This is a genomic window from Variovorax sp. 38R, assembly GCF_014843395.1.
GTDB lineage: Bacteria > Pseudomonadota > Gammaproteobacteria > Burkholderiales > Burkholderiaceae_C > Variovorax > Variovorax paradoxus_H.
This window is the reverse complement of the sequence record NZ_CP062121.1, coordinates 6,124,819-6,141,443: the sequence shown is the minus strand read 5'-3', so window position 1 is coordinate 6,141,443 and position 16,625 is coordinate 6,124,819. Positions and strand designations below refer to the sequence as shown.

Annotated in this window: 15 protein-coding genes; 5 read left to right on the top strand and 10 right to left on the bottom strand. The window is 70.3% G+C overall.

Features of this window, described 5'->3' with window-relative positions:
- Positions 1-3: 3 nt before the first annotated feature.
- The 3 genes from IG196_RS28545 to IG196_RS32170 are packed head-to-tail and all read left to right on the top strand — an operon-like array spanning position 4 to position 3,897.
- Positions 4-2,352 carry a DUF5682 family protein gene (locus IG196_RS28545; protein ID WP_192193969.1) on the top strand — a complete coding sequence of 783 codons (2,349 nt, stop codon included), beginning with the start codon at positions 4-6 and terminating at the stop codon, positions 2,350-2,352.
- Positions 2,349-3,563: a VWA domain-containing protein gene (locus IG196_RS28540; protein ID WP_192193968.1), complete on the top strand. Its 1,215-nt coding sequence runs from the start codon at positions 2,349-2,351 to the stop codon at positions 3,561-3,563. The genes IG196_RS28545 and IG196_RS28540 overlap by 4 nt, the downstream gene beginning before the upstream one ends.
- Positions 3,564-3,567: 4 nt before the next feature.
- A complete protein-coding gene (locus IG196_RS32170; RefSeq protein WP_225616835.1) occupies positions 3,568-3,897 on the top strand; it encodes a tripartite tricarboxylate transporter substrate-binding protein in 330 nt (109 codons plus the stop codon).
- Here IG196_RS32170 and IG196_RS28530 read toward each other — a convergent pair whose 3' ends face one another.
- The 4 genes from IG196_RS28530 to IG196_RS28515 are packed head-to-tail and all read right to left on the bottom strand — an operon-like array spanning position 3,898 to position 7,817.
- Entirely contained in the window at positions 3,898-5,031 is a 1,134-nt protein-coding gene (locus IG196_RS28530; RefSeq protein WP_192193967.1) for a hypothetical protein, read from the bottom strand. It abuts the gene before it with no gap.
- A gap of 8 nt (positions 5,032-5,039) precedes the next feature.
- Positions 5,040-5,801, bottom strand: coding sequence for a hypothetical protein (locus tag IG196_RS28525; RefSeq protein WP_192193966.1), 762 nt, complete (start codon positions 5,799-5,801; stop codon positions 5,040-5,042).
- The gene (locus IG196_RS28520) at positions 5,791-6,789 is read right to left on the bottom strand and encodes a hypothetical protein (protein ID WP_192193965.1); all 999 of its coding nucleotides are present in this window, start codon (positions 6,787-6,789) and stop codon (positions 5,791-5,793) included. Before IG196_RS28520 ends, IG196_RS28525 begins: the two co-directional genes overlap by 11 nt.
- Entirely contained in the window at positions 6,786-7,817 is a 1,032-nt protein-coding gene (locus IG196_RS28515) for a glycosyltransferase (protein WP_192193964.1), read from the bottom strand. Before IG196_RS28515 ends, IG196_RS28520 begins: the two co-directional genes overlap by 4 nt.
- A 96-nt stretch (positions 7,818-7,913) precedes the next feature.
- Here IG196_RS28515 and IG196_RS28510 point away from each other — a divergent pair, with 96 nt between their 5' ends.
- Positions 7,914-9,254, top strand: a complete 1,341-nt coding sequence (locus IG196_RS28510; RefSeq protein ID WP_192193963.1) for a UDP-glucose dehydrogenase family protein — start codon at positions 7,914-7,916, stop codon at positions 9,252-9,254.
- On the opposite strand, the gene IG196_RS28505 is transcribed toward IG196_RS28510, so the two are convergent.
- From IG196_RS28505 to IG196_RS28485, 5 genes are read right to left on the bottom strand one after another with little or no spacing between them, the layout of a single operon-like run.
- A complete protein-coding gene (locus IG196_RS28505) occupies positions 9,240-10,388 on the bottom strand; it encodes a CaiB/BaiF CoA transferase family protein (RefSeq protein ID WP_192193962.1) in 1,149 nt (382 codons plus the stop codon). The genes IG196_RS28510 and IG196_RS28505 overlap by 15 nt on opposite strands.
- Positions 10,385-10,831: a PaaI family thioesterase gene (locus IG196_RS28500; RefSeq protein ID WP_192193961.1), complete on the bottom strand. Its 447-nt coding sequence runs from the start codon at positions 10,829-10,831 to the stop codon at positions 10,385-10,387. Before IG196_RS28500 ends, IG196_RS28505 begins: the two co-directional genes overlap by 4 nt.
- Positions 10,832-10,847: 16 nt before the next feature.
- Positions 10,848-11,810 (bottom strand): tripartite tricarboxylate transporter substrate binding protein, encoded by a 963-nt coding sequence (locus tag IG196_RS28495; protein WP_192193960.1) that lies wholly within the window; start codon positions 11,808-11,810, stop codon positions 10,848-10,850.
- 38 nt (positions 11,811-11,848) lie between these two features.
- On the bottom strand, positions 11,849-12,847 hold the full coding sequence (locus tag IG196_RS28490; RefSeq protein ID WP_192193959.1) for a Bug family tripartite tricarboxylate transporter substrate binding protein: 999 nt from the start codon (positions 12,845-12,847) through the stop codon (positions 11,849-11,851).
- Between the two features lie 32 nt (positions 12,848-12,879).
- Positions 12,880-14,592 (bottom strand): acyl-CoA dehydrogenase family protein, encoded by a 1,713-nt coding sequence (locus tag IG196_RS28485; RefSeq protein WP_192193958.1) that lies wholly within the window; start codon positions 14,590-14,592, stop codon positions 12,880-12,882.
- Between the two features lie 90 nt (positions 14,593-14,682).
- Here IG196_RS28485 and IG196_RS28480 point away from each other — a divergent pair, with 90 nt between their 5' ends.
- Entirely contained in the window at positions 14,683-15,579 is an 897-nt protein-coding gene (locus IG196_RS28480) for a LysR family transcriptional regulator (protein WP_192193957.1), read from the top strand.
- Here IG196_RS28480 and IG196_RS28475 read toward each other — a convergent pair whose 3' ends face one another.
- Positions 15,580-16,623 carry a serine/threonine protein kinase gene (locus IG196_RS28475; protein ID WP_101491379.1) on the bottom strand — a complete coding sequence of 348 codons (1,044 nt, stop codon included), beginning with the start codon at positions 16,621-16,623 and terminating at the stop codon, positions 15,580-15,582.
- Positions 16,624-16,625: the final 2 nt, after the last annotated feature.

Here is a 16,625-nt window from a genome sequence, read left to right as displayed (position 1 = left end):
CGCATGAGCACGAGCGCGGCGCCTTCGCCGCTGCACTACTTCGGCATCCGCCACCACGGCCCCGGCTGTGCGCGCAGCCTGCTGCGCGCCTTCGAGTCGCTGCAGCCCGACTGCATCCTCGTCGAGGGCCCGCCCGAGGCCGAACCGCTGCTGTCTTTTCTCGCGCATGCCGACCTGCAACCGCCGGTCGCGGTGCTGATCCACGCGAGCGAAGACACGGGCCTGGCCGCGTTCTATCCCTTCGCCACCTTCTCGCCCGAGTGGCAGGCGCTGCAGTGGGGCGCCGCGCGCGGCGTGCCCACGCGCTTCATCGACCTGCCGCAGGCGCACCGCATGGCGATCGAGCAGGCCGCACGCGCGGCCGACGAAGCCAAGGCCGAAGCGCCCGAAGAAACACCGCTCGACGATGACGAGACCGACACGGTGCCGGTCGTCGAAACGGTCGAAGCCCCCGAGGAAGAACAAGCCGCAAACACGCTGCCCGACGACCCCTTCGACTGGCTCGCCCATGCCGCCGGCTATGCCGACGGCGAGAGCTGGTGGAACCACATGGTCGAGGAGCGCGGCGACGGCGAAGACCTGTTCGGCGCCATCGCCGAAGCCATGACCGCCGTGCGCGCCGAAACGCCCGAAGACCGGCGCGGCGTGCGCGCGATGGAACGCGAGCAGCGGCGCGAAGCCTTCATGCGGCAATCGATCCGCGAGGCCGTCAAGGCCGGCCACCAGCGCATCGCCGTCGTCTGCGGTGCGTGGCACGTGCCTGCGCTGCAGGGCGCGGCCACCGCCAAGGCCGATGCCGCGCTGCTCAAGGGCTTGCCCAAACTCAAGGTGCTCGCGACCTGGGTGCCGTGGACGTACCGCCACCTCACGAGTGCCAGCGGCTACGGCGCGGGCATCGATTCGCCGGGCTGGTACGAGCACCTGTGGCAGCAGGGGCACGAGGTGGCGGGGCGCAGCACCGGCTGGCTCGCACGCGTCGCGCGCTTGCTGCGCGAGCACGACCTCGACTGTTCGTCCGCCCACCTCATCGAAGCCACGCGCCTGGCCGACACGCTGGCCGCATTGCGCGAGCGCCCCGCGCCCGGCCTGCCCGAGCTCGACGAGGCCGTGCGCAGCGTGATCTGCATGGGCGAGCAGGCGCCGCTCACGCTCATCCGCGAACGCCTCACGGTCGGCGACCGCATGGGCCAGGTGCCGGCCGACGTGCCCACCGTGCCGCTGCAGCGCGACCTCGAACAGGCGCAGAAGAGCCTGCGCCTCAAGCCCGAAGCCACCGCGAAGACGCTCGACCTCGACCTGCGCCAGCCCAACGACCTGGCACGCAGCCACCTGCTGCACCGCCTGCGGCTGCTCGACCTGCCGTGGGGCGAGGTCACGGCCGGCCAGCGCGCGAGCCGCGGCACCTTCCACGAGGTGTGGCAGCTGCAGTGGCAACCCGAGTTCGCGCTGCGTGTCATCGAGGCCAGCCGCTTCGGCGCCACCGTGGCGCATGCCGCCAGCGCGCGCGTGATGGAAGGGCTCGCGGCCGAGACCTCGCTCACCGCGCTGGCCGAGCAGGTCGACACCGTGCTGCTGGCCGACCTGCCCGTGGCCGTGCAGGCCGTGACCCGCGCGCTCGAAGACCGCGCCGCGCTCACCGGCGATGCTGTGCAGCTCATCGGCGCCGTGCCGCCGCTGGCCAACGTGTTCCGCTACGGCAGCGTGCGCCAGACCGACAGCGCGCTGCTCTCGCACGTGCTCGACAGCCTCATCGTGCGCGGCGCCATCGGCCTGCCGATTGCGTGCGGCGCGCTCGACGCCGAAGCCGCCGAGTCGCTGCGCATCCGCCTCATCGGCGCGCACGACGCGGTGCGCCTGCGTGACGGCGAAGACACCACCACCGCCTGGCGCAACGCATTGCGTGCCATCGCCTTCGGCGAAACCGGCGCACCGCTGCTGCGCGGCGTGAGCTGCCGGCTGCTGCTCGACGACGCGCAGATCGACAGCGACGGCGCTTCGCAGCAACTCGCGCGCAACCTCTCGGCCGGCGCGCCGCCGACCGATGCGGCGGCGTGGCTCGAAGGCTTTCTCAACCGCAACGCGATGGTGTTGCTGCACGACGATGCCGTGTGGTCGCTGGTCGACGGCTGGCTCGCGGGGCTCGGCGAAGAGCACTTCGTGCAGGTGTTGCCGCTGGTGCGGCGCAGCTTCGCGGACTTCTCGGGCGCCGACCGGCGCGCGCTCGGCGAGCGTGCGAAACGCGGCGCGGTCGGCGGCACTTTGCCGTCGGCGGTGGCCGCCACCGACTGGGACGAATCACGCGCGGTGCTCGCGCTGCCGCTGCTGCGGGAACTGCTGGGAGTGAAGGCATGAGCGCGAATCCAACGCCCATCGACGACGAAGAACAAACCCTGCCGCCCACCGACCGCCTGCAGCGCTGGCGCCTCGTGCTCGGCAGCGAAGCGAACGCGAGCTGCGGTGCCATCGAAGGCCGCGTGCGCGAGATCGACCAGGCGCTGGCCGCGCTCTACGAAGCCGACGGCCGGCGCGGCCTCGGCCAGGGCGGGCAGCGCGGCGGTCGGGGCGATTCGGCGCCCAGCGTGGCGCGCTGGCTCGGCGACATCCGCAAGTACTTTCCGAGCCAGGTGGTGCAGGTCATGCAGCGCGACGCGATGGAGCGGCTCAACCTGCGCCAGATGCTGCTGCAGCCCGAGATGCTCGAGAACGCGCAGCCCGACGTGCACCTGGTCGCCAACCTCGTGGCGCTCGCGAGCGTGATCCCGGCCGGCACCAAGGACACGGCGCGCGCCGTGGTGCGCAAGGTGGTCGACGAGCTCATGAAGAAGCTCGAGGAGCCGATGCGCAGCGCCGTGAGCGGCGCGCTCAACCGCAGCCAGCGCAACCGCCGCCCGCGCCATTCGGAGATCGACTGGCACCGCACCATCCGCGCCAACCTGCGCCACTGGCAACCCGAGTACCGCACGGTGGTGCCGCAGACGCTGATCGGCTACGGCCGCAAGGCGCGCCAGCCGCAGCGCGAAGTGATCCTGTGCATCGACCAGAGCGGCTCCATGGCCGCGTCGGTCGTCTATTCGAGCATCTTCGGTGCCGTCATGGCGAGCCTGCCGGCGGTGTCGACCAAGCTGGTGGTGTTCGACACTGCCGTGGTCGACATGACCGAGCAGCTGCAAGACCCGGTCGACCTGCTGTTCGGCGTGCAGCTGGGCGGCGGCACCGACATCAACGGCGCCGTGGGCTACTGCCAGACGCTGGTGCGCGAGCCGCGCAACACCATCCTGATCCTGATCTCCGACCTGTACGAAGGCGGCGTGGAAGACGGCCTGCTGCGCCGCGCTCACCAGCTGGTGGAAGCCGGCGTGCAGTTCATCGCACTGCTGGCGCTCAGCGACGAGGGCGCGCCCTCGTACGACCGCGACCTGGCCGCCAAGCTCGCCGCGCTGGGCGTGCCGTCGTTCGCCTGCACGCCGGATGCGTTTCCGGGGCTCATGGCTGCCGCCATCAAGCGCGAAGACGTCGCAACATGGGCCGCAGGCCAAGGCCTGAAGACCAGCCGCGCCGCGTGAGGTGATGCCCGGCCTGTCCCGACGCAAGCTTGCGGCACTGGCCCTCGCGGCCGTGTCGGGCACGTTGGCCCGGGCAGCGCACGCGCAGCGCGATTTCCCGTCCAGGCCGATCCGCTGGATCGTGCCGTACCCCGCGGGTACGCCGACCGAGCTGGTGGCGCGGCTGCAGCAAGCGGTGACCAGCGCGATCCACAACCCGGCGGTGCTGCGCAAGCTCGCCGAGTCCGGCGTCGAGCCGGTGGGCAGCACGCCGGCCCAGTTCGAGGCGCTCGTCGGCGACGAAACGGCGCGCTGGCATCCGTTGATCAAGGATCTCGGCTTGCTGCTCGACTGATCAAACTGGCGGCGCTGCCGCCGCCAGGCTGTGGAGCAGCACCGTCCAGTGCTCCAGCCTTGCGATGGCGGCCTGACGCCCCTTCTGCGCCGTTTGGTGGGCATCACCGTTGTCGGCCAGCGCGAGCAATTCGCCGGCGGCCGTCGTCACGGCGTGCGCGAAATCCCCGGTGCGGCCCTGCCACACCACGATGCGATGGTGCAGGCCCAGGTGCGCGGCGCGCTGCGCATTGATCGCCTGCTCGGGCTGGTCGGTCAGGAGCAGCAGGATCGGCTTGCGGTACACCGCCGCGACAGACAGCGCCGCCATGCCGGGCGCCGAGACGATGAAGGCGCTGCGCGCGGCCCGCTCGATCCATTGTCCGTCCTGCGCATGCCAGCCCGCGCGCTGCGCATAGCCCTCGCCGACAAGGTGCGTCGGCACGCGCGCATCGGCCAGCCCGCGCTCCAGGCCATCGGCCAGCGCGGCCTCCTGGAAATGCGGATTCAGGTAGACCGCGGCCTGCGGCGCGAGGTCGTCGTGCGCTTCCGTGTCGGTGCCCATCACCGCCACCGGCGTGGCGAGCTGGTGACCGCCGCAGCCGTCGTCCTGCGGCTCGCCGTAGGCGAAGTCGTGCGCGATGCGCGCGCGGCTGCGGTCGATCTGCCACGCGACGATGCGGCCGAAGATGCCCGCCATCCACGCCGGCATGCGCCCGCTGAAATTGGTCTCCAGCGCATGCCGCAGGCTCGCGCCGTACACATGCACGACCTTGCGCCGCCAGCCGGGCATCCAGCCCATGAAGAGCAGCGCGGGGTGGAAGGAGTCGTTCACCACCAGGTCCGCATCGCGGAACCACGCGCGCAGCCGCAGGATGTCGCGCAGCATGCGACCTGGCCGGAACACGTAGTGCGCCACGTTGCGGTCGGTCTCGCGGCGCAGCATGTTCTGCTCGTGGTCGAACTGCACCGCGTAGTGGCGCGAGAGCACCGGCGCCTCGATGCCGAAGCCCGCGAGAAAACGCGCACCTTCGTCGGAGGTGGTGAGCACCTGCACGCTGGCGCCCGCCGCGCGCAGCGAATGCGCGATGAGCTGCGCGCGCATCAGGTGGCCGCGCGCGTCCGCGGTCGCAAGGTAGACGATGCGCGGCGGCATCGATGGACTCAGGCGGCGACCGGCCGTGCACGGCCGGGGCGCAGGCGCAAGGCCAGGCCCGCGACGTACATGCCCAGCGCGCCGGTGATGCCGAAGCCGCGCTCGGTGTCGCGCACCTCGTGCATCAGTTGCGCGAGCCTGGCTTCTTCGTGCGGCGCCACGCAGCGCTGCAGCGTGTGGCTGCACAGGCGGATGTGGCGATCTTCATCCGCGAGCACGCGCGTGAGCAAGGGGTGCAGCGCATGCTGCGGTCCGATCAGCGCGCAGTGGCGCTGCAGGATGCGCGAGGCCATCTGCTCGGCGGCAAGTCCGATCGCATAGGCCGGCACGAGACCGCCGTGCGCGAAGTGCGGCGCATGGCGCTGGATGAGGCGCTGCCAGCGTGCGAGCTTGCGCTGACTCAGCCAGTCGGGCTGCGGTGCTTCTTCGGGAGATGCAGCCGCCTGCGCGGTGCCGCCGCGTTCGACGATGGCGTCGGCGAAGAGGCGCGCATGCAGCTGCTCGTCTGCCAGGTGCTGGTCGAGCTGGCGTGTGAGCCACTCGGGCGCGCTGGTGCGCAGCTCGCGCTGCAGCGCCTGTTCGGACGACTCCTCGCCGACGAGGTAGAGACGCAGCAACATCACTTCACCGGCACGGCTCGCATGCATCTGGCGCAGGGCGGCGCGCTTGATGTGGTGCACCAGCCGCGCCTGCAGCGCCGGCCAGCCATGCAACCGCGGCGGTGCGAGGCAGTCGAATGCCGCGTTCGTCTGGGCAGTCTCAGCGTCCATTGGCCTTGGCCACCGGCGGCTGCGGCTGTTGTTGTTGCTGCCAACCGAGCACGAGGCCGATGAAGCTGTCCTGAAGGAAGGCGCGCGCCGAGGCATCGGCGCCGGCGAACTCGCGCTGCTGGCCGTCGTAGCGCACATAGCCCTTGCCGCCCGCGGCGCCGAGCACCAGTTTCTCGTTCTTCTTGAAGCCGCGCTGCATCAACGGCTGCAGCAGCGACTGGGATTCGAGCCCATAGAGGAACAGGTCGCGCTGCACCACCTGGCGCGGGATCTGCCCGCTCAGCGCCTGCAGTTCGAGCGACCAGTTGCCTTGCCGCATCGCTTCGGAAAGTTCGATGCCCTTGGCCAAAGGCGCGCGGAAACGCGCACGCGCCACCGACTTGGAGGCGCGGCTCAGGCCGAGGCCGACGGTGATGTCGGCATCGGTCGCGCCGCCCGTCCGGTTGTCCTGCACCTGCACGATCTCGTTGGCGAGTCGCGCGGCGATCGAGGGCCTGGAGAGCGTCTCGCCGATCTGCGCCGGCGTGAGCACCACGCGCTCCGCGCCGCCCTCGATCACCACGACCTGGTACGGGTCGATGCGGATGTCGCTGAATTCGCCGCCGACGGGTGAGTGCGCATGGCTGCTCACCGACCACTCGCTGCCCGAGCGGCTCACGAGCGCATGGAAGGTCAGCGGCACGCGCTGGCCGCTGTTGCGTGACTGGCCGGAGCCTTGCAGCAGCACGTCGCCCACGATGGTCTTCTGGCCATAGATGCGCGGGTTCGCAAAGCGCAGGGTGTGCGCCGCGCTGTCGAGTGCGGCGCGCGTGTCGGCATCGTCGAGCGCGAGGCGGTTGCAATCGTTGGCGGGGCCCGCGAGCGCGGAGAAGGGGCAGCCGCTGTCGGACTTGAAGTTGAAGATGCCGCGGCCGGTGAAGTCGGCGGCACCGGCTGTGACGCATGCGCCTGCCAGCACGAGAAGGCAGAGGATGTTTTTCTTGTTCATGTCGGGCGATGGTAGGACAGCGCCTGCGCATCCGCGTTGGTGCGGCCGGTCGTGTGCAAGCCGATGCCGCGCGCGAAAGCGCCCAGCATGTCGATGGCCGAGAAACCCACGATCAACGCCACGCCCGCGAGCCAGCGCAGGCCGCGCAGCGGAGGCAGGTCCTGGTGGTTGAGCGCGCGCACGCTGAACCCGAGCCGCGTGAACAGCACGCACAACGGCCCGATTGGTCCGCTGTTCGCAAGCCACTGCCAGCGCGCCGACACGTAGCTTCGCAAGAGGTGCGGCGTGAGCGAATAGGTGTCCTGCCCGCGCATCCAGCGCAGCTTGAGCGCCTCGGCGCGCGTGTCGGGCAGGCGGTGCTCGGTGTGGGCCGCGGCCGCGTAGTGGATGGGCACGTTGGCCGCCTTCAGGCGCATGCCCAGCACCTGGCAGTGTGCGCGGTACACGCCGTCGAGCGCCTGGTAGCTGTGCTGCTCGAACACGTCGCGGCGGAAGGCCACGTTGTTCGCGTAGAAGTTGCTCGTGGCGCCCGCGTGGTCGGCGTTGGGGAAATACATGAAGTCGATGGTCGTGAGCGCGGTGCCCACGATGTTGGCCGCGTAGCTTGTGCGGCCAGCCACCACCGCGGGCGCATCGGCACCGCGCGTGAAGGGCATGAGCATCTGCAGCAGCCAGTCGTCGTCGGGCAGGCAATCGGCATCGGCGAACACCACGTGGTCGCAGCGCGCCCCATCGGTGGCCGCGAAGCCGACGTTCTTGGCGTCGTAGTAGCCGGTGGCGGCGTCGATGCGCACGAAGTCGATGGGCCGGCCCGCCAGCGCCGTGACGGCCTCGCACGATGCGGCGCTCAGCCCGTCGTGCGTGATGACCACCTGGGCCAGGGCCGTGAGCGGCACCTGCTGCTTCGCCAGCAGGGCGACGAGGCGCTGCAGGCTGGTGCTCGCGGCGGCTTCGGCATCCGCTCCGCCGCGCAGGTTGTTGGTCTCCAGGACCAGTGCGCAACGCGCGGCAACTTGATCGGGCATCATCGAATTTTCCTGTCCGGACATTGTTTTGAAGGCTTGCATCCTGCTTTTATCTCACAACCGCCGCTGCTGCCAGTGCCTTGAGGAAGGGGGCTGCGCATGAAGGCAACCATCTTCGGCGCGGGTTATGTGGGCCTTGCATTCGCAGCCTGCCTTGCCGAAGCCGGGCACGACGTGCTGTGTGCAGACGCCGATGCGAGTCGCATCGAAGGCTTGCAACAGGGCCGGATGCCGCTGCATGAGCCGGGGCTGGAGGCGCTGGCGGCACAAGGCCTCGCTGCGGGGACGCTGCGGTTCACGGCCGACGAGCGCGCCGCGAGCCTGCATGGAGAAGTTCTCTTTATCGTGGTCAACACACCGGCCAATGCCGAAGGCGATGTCGATCTGCAGCACGTGATGGCCGTGGCGCGCAGCATCGGGCAGCACCGCGATCGCGACGCGGTGGTCGTCTGCAAGTCCACCGCGCCGGTCGGCACCGCGGAGCAGGTCGAGGCCGTGCTGCGCGACGAGCTTTCGCAACGCGGTGCGGCGCATCGCATCGCGGTGGCGGTGAACCCCGAGTTCCTGCGCGAAGGCTCGGCCGTGCGCGATTGCCGACAGCCCGACCGTGTAGTGATTGGTGCTGCCGACCCCGCTGCCATCGATCTCTTGACGCAGCTCTACGCGCCCTTCGTCAAGGATCCCGCGAAGCAATTGCTGGTGATGGACCGGCGTTCGGCCGAACTCACCAAATATGCCGCCAACGCGATGCTCGCGACCCGCATCAGCTTCATGAACGAGATGGCGCGCGTGGCCGGGCATGCGGGCGCCGACATCGAGATGGTGCGCCGCGGCATCGGTTCGGACCGGCGCATCGGCCCCGATTTCCTGCAGGCGGGCGCGGGCTACGGCGGCTCGTGCCTGGCGAAGGATGTGCGCGCGCTGCGGCACGCGGCCGATCGCGGCGGGCAGGTGCTGCGCATCCTCTCAGCCGTCGAGGCCGCGAACCATGAGCAGAAGGGCCGGTTGTTCGACCTGATGACGCATCACTTCGAAGGCGACATCGCGAACAAGACCATCGCGCTCTGGGGCCTGGCCTTCAAGCCCGACACCGACGACATGCGCGATGCGCCGAGTCTGGTGCTGCTGGAGCGGTTGTGGGGAGCGGGGGCGCGCGTGCAGGTGCATGACCCCGCGGCGATGCCGAATGCGCGCGCCATCGTCGGCGAGCGCGGCGATGTGCAGTGGTGCGACACGCCGGAGGATGCGCTGCAGGGCGCCGACGTGCTGGCGCTCGTGACCGAATGGCCGGTGTTCCGTCGCCCTGATTTCGCGCGGATCGTGGGGGCGCTGAAGACGCCCGCGATCTTCGATGGCCGCAACATCTACGACGCCGCGGAAGTCGAAGCCGCCGGCATCGCGTACTACGGCATCGGCCGCGGGCGTTCAGTGCTGCGCTGAATCGTCCGTTGGAAGGAACGCGTCGCCCGGCGTCAGCGGCGCATGGCGATAGCTCGCCGGTGTGCGGCTCAGCTTCACCGGCGCGCCGATGCCACGGTAGCCGCCTTCCATTTCCACCACCATCTCGCGGTGCAGCGTGTGCGGATGCTGCAGCGCATCCGCCACGGGCAGCACGGGTGCGGCGGGCACGCCGGCGGCCATCAGCTGGTCGACCAGTGTGCGGCCGTCGAAGGCGGCGAGCGCGGCTTGGAGCTGCTGCTTGAGGCCGTCGCGGTTCACCGAGCGCGCGCCGGCAGTGCGGTACAGCGGGTCGTCGGACAGCGCAGGCAGGCCGATGCAGCGGCAGAAGCTCGCGAACTGCCGGTCGTTGCCCACCGCCACGAACACCGGGGCGGTGCCCGTGGCCAGCGCGTCGTAGGGATAGATGTTCGGATGCGCGTTGCCCGTGCGGCGCGGCGCCGTGCCGTCCATGAACCAGTTGGCCGCGTGCGGGTGCAGCAGCGAGAGGCCGCTGTCGTACAGCGCCGCTTCCACGAACTGGCCACGTCCGCTGCGATTCCGTTCCTGCAGTGCGAGCAGCACGCCGATGACGGCGTTGAGCCCGGTCACCATGTCGACCACCGGCAGGCCCACGCGCAGCGGGCCGCCATCGGCCTCGCCGTTGATGCTCATGATGCCGGTCATGGCCTGCACCGCGGCGTCGTAGCCCGGCAGCGCGCCCAGCGGGCCGTCGGCGCCGAAGCCCGACACGCGGCACCACACGAGACGCGGAAAGCGCTGCGACAGCGCCTCGTAGCCGATGCCCCAGCGCTCCATCGTGCCGGTCTTGAAGTTCTCGATCAGCACGTCGGCTTCGGCCACGAGCGCGAGCAGCCCCTCGCGGCCTTCTTCGGTCGAGAAGTCCAGGTGCTGCACGCGCTTGTTGCGGTTCAGCCCGTGGTAGTACGAGGCCACGCCTTCCTTGAAGGGTGGGCCCCAGGTGCGCGTGTCGTCGCCCTGCGGCGGCTCGACCTTGAGCACGTCGGCGCCGTGGTCGCCGAGGATCTGGCCGCAGTACGGGCCGCCGAGGATGCGCGAGATGTCGAGCACGCGGATGCCCGCGAGGGCGCCGGTCGAAGTGGGAGCGGTGGTCATGGGGTGGACTCGGAAGAGGGTGAAGCGGTGCGCGGCACCAGCTTGAAGGTGCCGGTGGCCATGGCGAGCAGTTCGCCGTCGGCGTTGCGTGCTTCGCCGCGTGCGAAGCACATTGCGCGGCCGCGCCGCTCGCACACGGCGGTGGCGATCACGTCGCCGGCACACGGCGCGGTGTAGTGCACCGTGATGTCGATGGTGACCACGCCGAAGGCCGTGGGGGCGTGCGAACGCACGGCGCTGGCGAGCGCGCAGTCGAACAGCACGGCGATCGCGCCGCCGTGCACGTCGCCGCGGCTGTTGGCGTGGTCGGCGTTGTAGGGCATGCGCACGCGTGCGCGCTCGTCGCCGATGGCCTCGCCGCGCAGCGCGAAGCTGCGCGCCATCGGCATGGGCAGGCCGAACAGCAGGCCCGGTGCTTCGTTGACGAAAGCGGTGTCCGACATGGTGTGCGTGTGGGGGTCAGTCGAGCAGGCCGCGCTGGCGCAGGCGCGCCACGCGCTCCTTCTCGCGCGCGGTCGTGGCCAGCGCGTAGCGACGGTACTGCTCGGGGTCCATCGCGTTGGCCTGCTGGTTCAGTTGCTCGAGCACGCGCAGGCCGGCCGGCGACGACAGCGCCTTGCGGAAGGCGTCGTGCACGGTCTTCACGCGGGCCGGGTCCATGCCGGCCGGGCCGGCGATGCCGTAGGGCGAATCGATGACCGCGTCCACGCCGAGTTCGCGCAGCGTGGGCACCTGCGGGTAGCGCTTCACGCGCTGCGGCGTGAGCATCACGAGGTAGCGCATCTTGCCGGCGTCGATGTGCGGCACGGCCACGCCCGAGAGCGGCGCGGCGTCGATGTGGCCGCCGAGGATGGCGTTGGTCACTTCGGCGTCGCCCTTGAACGGCACCATGTTGAGCTGGATCTTCGCCATCTCGGCGGCTTCATCCATCACGATGCGCGGCGTGCCGACCGCACCCGTGGCGCCCACATTGAGCTTGCCTGGGCGGCGCGCGGCATCGGCCGCGAACTCTTGCCAGGTCTTCCACGGCGCGTCGGCCTTCACCGCGAGGCCGAAGGTGTAGTCGGACAGCATCACCACGTACGAGAAGCTGCGCGCCGGATCGAAGGCCACCTTGTTGATGAAGGGCTCGCGGTACACCGAGGCCGGCAGCACGGCCAGCGTGTAGCCGTCGGGCGCGGCGCGCACCAGCGCGGCGGCGCCGTTGGTGCCGCTCGCACCGGGGCGGTTGTCGAGCACCACGGGCTGGCCGAGGGCCTTGCCGGCCTCGTCGGCGACGGCGCGCAGGTGCTGGTCGGTGGGCCCGCCCGCGGCGTACGGAACGATCAGCGTGACGGGGCGTTGCGGATAGGTCTCTGCGGTGGCGGCGCCGGCGGTGGCCAGCAGCGCGACCACGGCGATCGCGCGTGAAAGCAGTCTCATTTTTGGTGTGTCTCCTCGGGGGTGGTCAGGGCTTCAGCTCAGTCGAGCTGCGCACCCGACTTCTTCACCACGTCTTTCCACTTGACCGTTTCGCTCGCGATGAACTGCGCGAGCTTCTGCGGCGAGGTGTCGGCCGATGCTTCTAGGCCTTGGCCGGCGAACATCTGCTTCACCTTCGGCGAGTTGAGCACTTCGGCGAACGCGTGGTTGAGCTTGGCTACGCGGTCGGGCGGCGTGCCGGCCGGCGCGACGATGCCGAAGAACACGCTCACGTCGTAGCCCTTGTTGCCTTGCTCGGCGATGGTCGGCACCTCGGGGAGCGCCTGTGAACGGGCCGCTGTGGCCACGCCGAGTGCGCGCAGCTTGCCGGTCTTGACGTAGGGCAGTGCGGTGAGGATGTCGGTGAAGGTCATGCTGACCTGGTTGCCCAGCAGGTCGTTGAGCGCCGGGCCCGTGCCCTTGTAGGGCACGTGCAGCAGGTCGGTGCCGGCCACCGAGTTGAACAGCACGCCCGCCAGGTGCGACGAGGCGCCGTTGCCCGACGAGGCATAGCTGAGCTTGCCCGGGTTGGCCTTGGCGTAGGCGACCAGCTCGGGCACGTTCTTCACCGGCAGGGCCGGGTTCACCACCAGGATGTTCGGCAGGTAGCCGACCTGGATCACGGGCGCGAAGCTCTTGGTCGGGTCGTAGCTGATCTTGCGGTACAGGCTGACGTTGATGGCCAGTGGGCCCGAGGTGCCGAACAGCAGCGTGTGGCCGTCGGCCTCGGCGCGCGCGACGTAGTCGGCGCCGATGTTGCCGCCCGCACCCGCGCGGTTCTCCACGATCATGGGCTGGCCGAGCTTGTCGCGCAGCTCGGCGGCGAGCGTGCGCGCCATCGCGTCGGTCGGGCCGCCGGGCGGGAAGGGTACGACCAGCGTCATCGGCTTGGACGGGAAGGCGCCGGGTTGCGCGTGCGCGGCGGGCGTGGCCGCGAGCAGCAGGGCGGCGCAGGCGGTGGCCGCCGCGCTGAGGAAATGGCTGAGGGGGTGTCGCATGGGTTCTTGTCTCCGTTGTTCTCGAAAAGGGGTCAGGCGGCCGTGCGCACCAGCGCGGCGTGCCAGTCGGCGGGCAGCGCATCGGGTGCCAGCGGGTCGCGCGGCAGCACGCGGTGCAGCAGCACCAGTTGGGCCCAGCGCAGGCGCGCGGCGGAGCCGCCGGCCGAGGCCTCCCAGGCCATCGCGGCGGCGCTGGTGCAGTGGTACAGCGCCGACGCGGCCTGGCGTGCGAGCACGTCGCCGCCTTCGCGCGCGGCGGTCTCGGCCAGGGCGCAGGCGCGCGCCATCGTGTCGCGCAGCGCGGTGGCAAAGGCCGGCGTGAGTTCGGTGGCGTTGCTGATCAGGGCCTCGACGTGCGCGCGCAGCACGGGCAGCGAGCCTTCGCGCTTCACCGCGCGGATCACGTCGAGCGCGACGATGTTGCTGGTGCCTTCCCAGATCGAGCCCAGGTGCGCGTCGCGCACGAGGCGAGGGTCGCTCCACTCCTCGATGTAGCCGCAGCCACCGCGCACTTCCATCGCATCGCCCGTGACCTGGCGCGCGTCGCGGCAGGCGCGGAACTTGATGAGCGGCGTGAGGATGCGCAGCAGCGCATACGCATCGGGCTCGCCGGCGTCGGAGCGCGCCAGCGCCTGCGCGGTCTGGCAGACCATCGTGCGGGCCTGTTCGGACGGCACGCGCAGCTTGTCGAGCTGGCGCTGCATCAGCGGCATCTGCTCGAGCGCGCGGCCGAAGGCGCGGCGCTCGGAGGCGATGTACTCGGCCTCGGCCACCGCACGGCGCATCAGGCCGGCGGAGCGCACGCCGTTCGACAGGCGCGAGTTGTTGACCATGTCGGCCATCTGCTGGAAGCCGCGGCCTTCCTCGCCCACGAGGTAGGCCACCGCGCCTTCGAGGCGGATCTCGCCGCTGGCCATCGAGCGCGTGCCCAGCTTGTCCTTGAGGCGAATGATGCGGTAGTGGTTGAGGCTGCCATCGTCGAGTTCGCGCGGCAGAAGGAACAGCGACACGCCCTTCATGCCCGCGGGCGCGTCGTCGGCGCGCGCCAGCACCATCGCAAAGCCGGCGTCGGGGTTGGAGCAGAACCACTTGTCGCCGGCCAGGCGCCAGCTGCCGTCGGCCTGGCGTTGCGCGGTGGTGGCGGTGGCGGCGATGTCGGAGCCGGCGGCCTGCTCGGTCATGAACATCGCGCCTTGCGCCAATTCGTCGAAGTCGAGCGAGGTCAGGCGCGGCAGGTACTTGGCGACCAGCTCGGGTGTGCCGAATTTCTTCAGCGTGCGCGTGAGCGAGTCGGTCATCGAGACCGGGCAGCACAGGCCGAACTCGGCCTGTACGAAGAGGTAGGTCAGCACGTACTTGACCAGCGGCGGCATCTTGCCTTGCCAGCCCAGCGTCTCGTCGCGGTGCGAGATGGCGGCCAGGCCGAACTCGCTGAGCGCCAGGCGCTCCATCTCGACATAGGCCGGGTGCTTGATGACCTTCTGCTCGTCGACGCCGGTGCGCGTGCGCTGCTTCAGCGTGGGCGGGTTGCGGTCGGCGGTGCCGGCCAGGTCGTCCAGCAGACCGCCCGCCAGGCCGCCCAGGCGCTCGAAGTGCGGGCGCATGTGCGTGCGCAGGGCCTCGGGCAGGTACAGCGCGAGCAGCGTGTGCAGCTCGGTGTCGGTGGTGAAGAGGTTCTGGCCGTGGCGATCGGGGATCGGGTGCGCGGTGGGGTGCGCGGCGGCAGTGGCTGCGGATGTAGGCATGCGGGCGTCTCCTGGTTCGCCGCATTGTTGAGTTGGCAACGATCCGTGTCTAATATTGATTTGGTCTTGTACGATTTGATTTAGCTATTCATGGAACTGCGGCACCTGCGCTACTTCTCCGTGCTCGCCGAAGAGCTGCACTTCGGGCGCGCTGCGCGCCGGCTGGCCATTTCGCAGCCGCCGCTGTCGGTGGCGATCCGCCAGCTCGAAGACTCGGTGGGCGCGCGCCTGTTCGAGCGCAACAGCAAGGAAGTGCGGCTCACGCCCGCGGGCGAGGCGCTGCGCGTGTCGGCGCGGCGTGTGCTGCTGCAGGCCGAAGAGGCCGCCATGGAGGCGCGCGATGTGGCCACCGGTTCGGCGGGCCGGCTGCGCATCGGATTTGTCGGCGCCATGCTTTACCGCGGCCTGCCGCCCGCGCTGCGCGCGTTCCAGGCGCGGCATCCGGCGGTGCGCATCACGCTGAGCGAACTCAACTCCGGCGTGCAGATCGCCGAGCTGCTGCACGACCGGCTCGACCTGGGCTTCGTCCACACCAGCCGCATGCCGGCCGAGCTGCAGCACCGGCTGCTGCTGTCGGAACCCTTCGTGGCCTGCCTGCCCGCGGGCCATGCGTTGGCGCGCAAGCGCGTGCTGGCGCCGGCCGACCTGCGCGCGCAGCCCTTCGTGTTGTTCTCGCGCGAGGCCTCACCCGATTACCACGAGCGCATTCTTTCGATCTGCGCCGACGCGGGCTTTTCGCCCGAGGTGCGCCACGAGGTGCGCCACTGGCTGGCCGTGGTGTCGCTGGTGTCGCAGGGCATGGGCGTCGCGCTGGTGCCGCAGGCGATGCGGCACTCGGCGCTGCGCGGTGCGGTGTTCCGCCCGCTCGACCGCGCGGTGGCGCAGTCGGAGGCTTATGGCGTGTGGCGCACCGGGCCGGTCAATGTGCTGGTCGAGCGGCTGCTCGAAGGCGTGGCGCAGAGCCTTGCCGCGAACGCCGCCGAGTGATCACGCGTAGAGCGGCTCTTCGGCCATCTGCTCGCACTGGTCTTCCAGCACGAGGATCTGCCCCTTCCAGTAGTCGCTGGAGCCGAACCACGGAAAGTTGATCGGGAAGATCGGGTCTTCCCAGCGGCGCGCCAGCCAGGCGCTGTAGTGGATGAGCCGCAGTGTGCGCAGCGGCTCGATGAGCGCCAGCTCACGGCGGTCGAATTCGCGGAACTGCTCGTAGCCGTCGAGCAGGCCCGACAGCTGCGCCGTGCGCTGCGCGCGGTCGCCCGACAGCAGCATCCACAGGTCTTGCACCGCAAAGCCCGTGCGCGCGTCGTCCAGGTCGACGAAGTGCGGGCCGCCGCCGGGGCGGTCGGTGGGCGTCCACAGGATGTTGCCGGGGTGCACGTCGCCGTGCAGGCGCAGCTTGCGGGGCTTGAAGTCGGAGGCCGGCGGCTGCAGCGCCAGCGCGGTCGCGCGGACCATGTCCAGCGCCTCGTTGCAGGTCTTTTCCCATTCGCGCTGCATGTCGAGCGGGATCTTGTCGTTCTCGAGCAGCCAGTCGCGCGAGTCCAGGCCGAAGGTCTGCAGGTCGAGCGCGGGGCGGGCCTCGAAAGGCTTCGCGCTGCCCACGGTGTGGATGCGCGCCAGGAAACGGCCGACCCATTCGAGCACCTCGAAGTTGTCGAGCTCGGGCGCACGGCCGCCGCGGTAGGGGCTCACGCTGAAGGCAAAGCCGGCGTGGTGGTGCAGCGTCTTGCCGTCGAAGACCAGCGGCGGCACGGCCGGCACTTCGCCGGCGGCCAGTTCGAGCGAGAAGGCGTGCTCTTCGAGGATCTCGGCCTCGCTCCAGCGGCCGGGCCGGTAGAACTTGAGCACCACCGCAGGATGCGGATTCGGGTCTTCCAGGAACACCTGGTAGACCCGGTTTTCATAGGAGTTCAGGCCGGTGAGCCGGCCGTCGCCGTGCAGGCCGAGTGTCGCGAGCGCGTCGAGCACCACGTCAGGCGTGAGGCTCTCGTAAGGATGGGTGTTCGCGGGCGCGACAGAAGAAGGGGTCATGC

Coding starts and splice junctions, on each gene's coding strand:
- IG196_RS28545 (WP_192193969.1), top strand. CDS start 4: ATGAGCACGAGCGCGGCGCCTTCGCCGCTGCACTACTTCGGCATCCGC.
- IG196_RS28540 (WP_192193968.1), top strand. CDS start 2,349: ATGAGCGCGAATCCAACGCCCATCGACGACGAAGAACAAACCCTGCCG.
- IG196_RS32170 (WP_225616835.1), top strand. CDS start 3,568: ATGCCCGGCCTGTCCCGACGCAAGCTTGCGGCACTGGCCCTCGCGGCC.
- IG196_RS28530 (WP_192193967.1), bottom strand. CDS start 5,031: ATGCCGCCGCGCATCGTCTACCTTGCGACCGCGGACGCGCGCGGCCAC.
- IG196_RS28525 (WP_192193966.1), bottom strand. CDS start 5,801: ATGGACGCTGAGACTGCCCAGACGAACGCGGCATTCGACTGCCTCGCA.
- IG196_RS28520 (WP_192193965.1), bottom strand. CDS start 6,789: ATGAACAAGAAAAACATCCTCTGCCTTCTCGTGCTGGCAGGCGCATGC.
- IG196_RS28515 (WP_192193964.1), bottom strand. CDS start 7,817: ATGATGCCCGATCAAGTTGCCGCGCGTTGCGCACTGGTCCTGGAGACC.
- IG196_RS28510 (WP_192193963.1), top strand. CDS start 7,914: ATGAAGGCAACCATCTTCGGCGCGGGTTATGTGGGCCTTGCATTCGCA.
- IG196_RS28505 (WP_192193962.1), bottom strand. CDS start 10,388: ATGACCACCGCTCCCACTTCGACCGGCGCCCTCGCGGGCATCCGCGTG.
- IG196_RS28500 (WP_192193961.1), bottom strand. CDS start 10,831: ATGTCGGACACCGCTTTCGTCAACGAAGCACCGGGCCTGCTGTTCGGC.
- IG196_RS28495 (WP_192193960.1), bottom strand. CDS start 11,810: ATGAGACTGCTTTCACGCGCGATCGCCGTGGTCGCGCTGCTGGCCACC.
- IG196_RS28490 (WP_192193959.1), bottom strand. CDS start 12,847: ATGCGACACCCCCTCAGCCATTTCCTCAGCGCGGCGGCCACCGCCTGC.
- IG196_RS28485 (WP_192193958.1), bottom strand. CDS start 14,592: ATGCCTACATCCGCAGCCACTGCCGCCGCGCACCCCACCGCGCACCCG.
- IG196_RS28480 (WP_192193957.1), top strand. CDS start 14,683: ATGGAACTGCGGCACCTGCGCTACTTCTCCGTGCTCGCCGAAGAGCTG.
- IG196_RS28475 (WP_101491379.1), bottom strand. CDS start 16,623: ATGACCCCTTCTTCTGTCGCGCCCGCGAACACCCATCCTTACGAGAGC.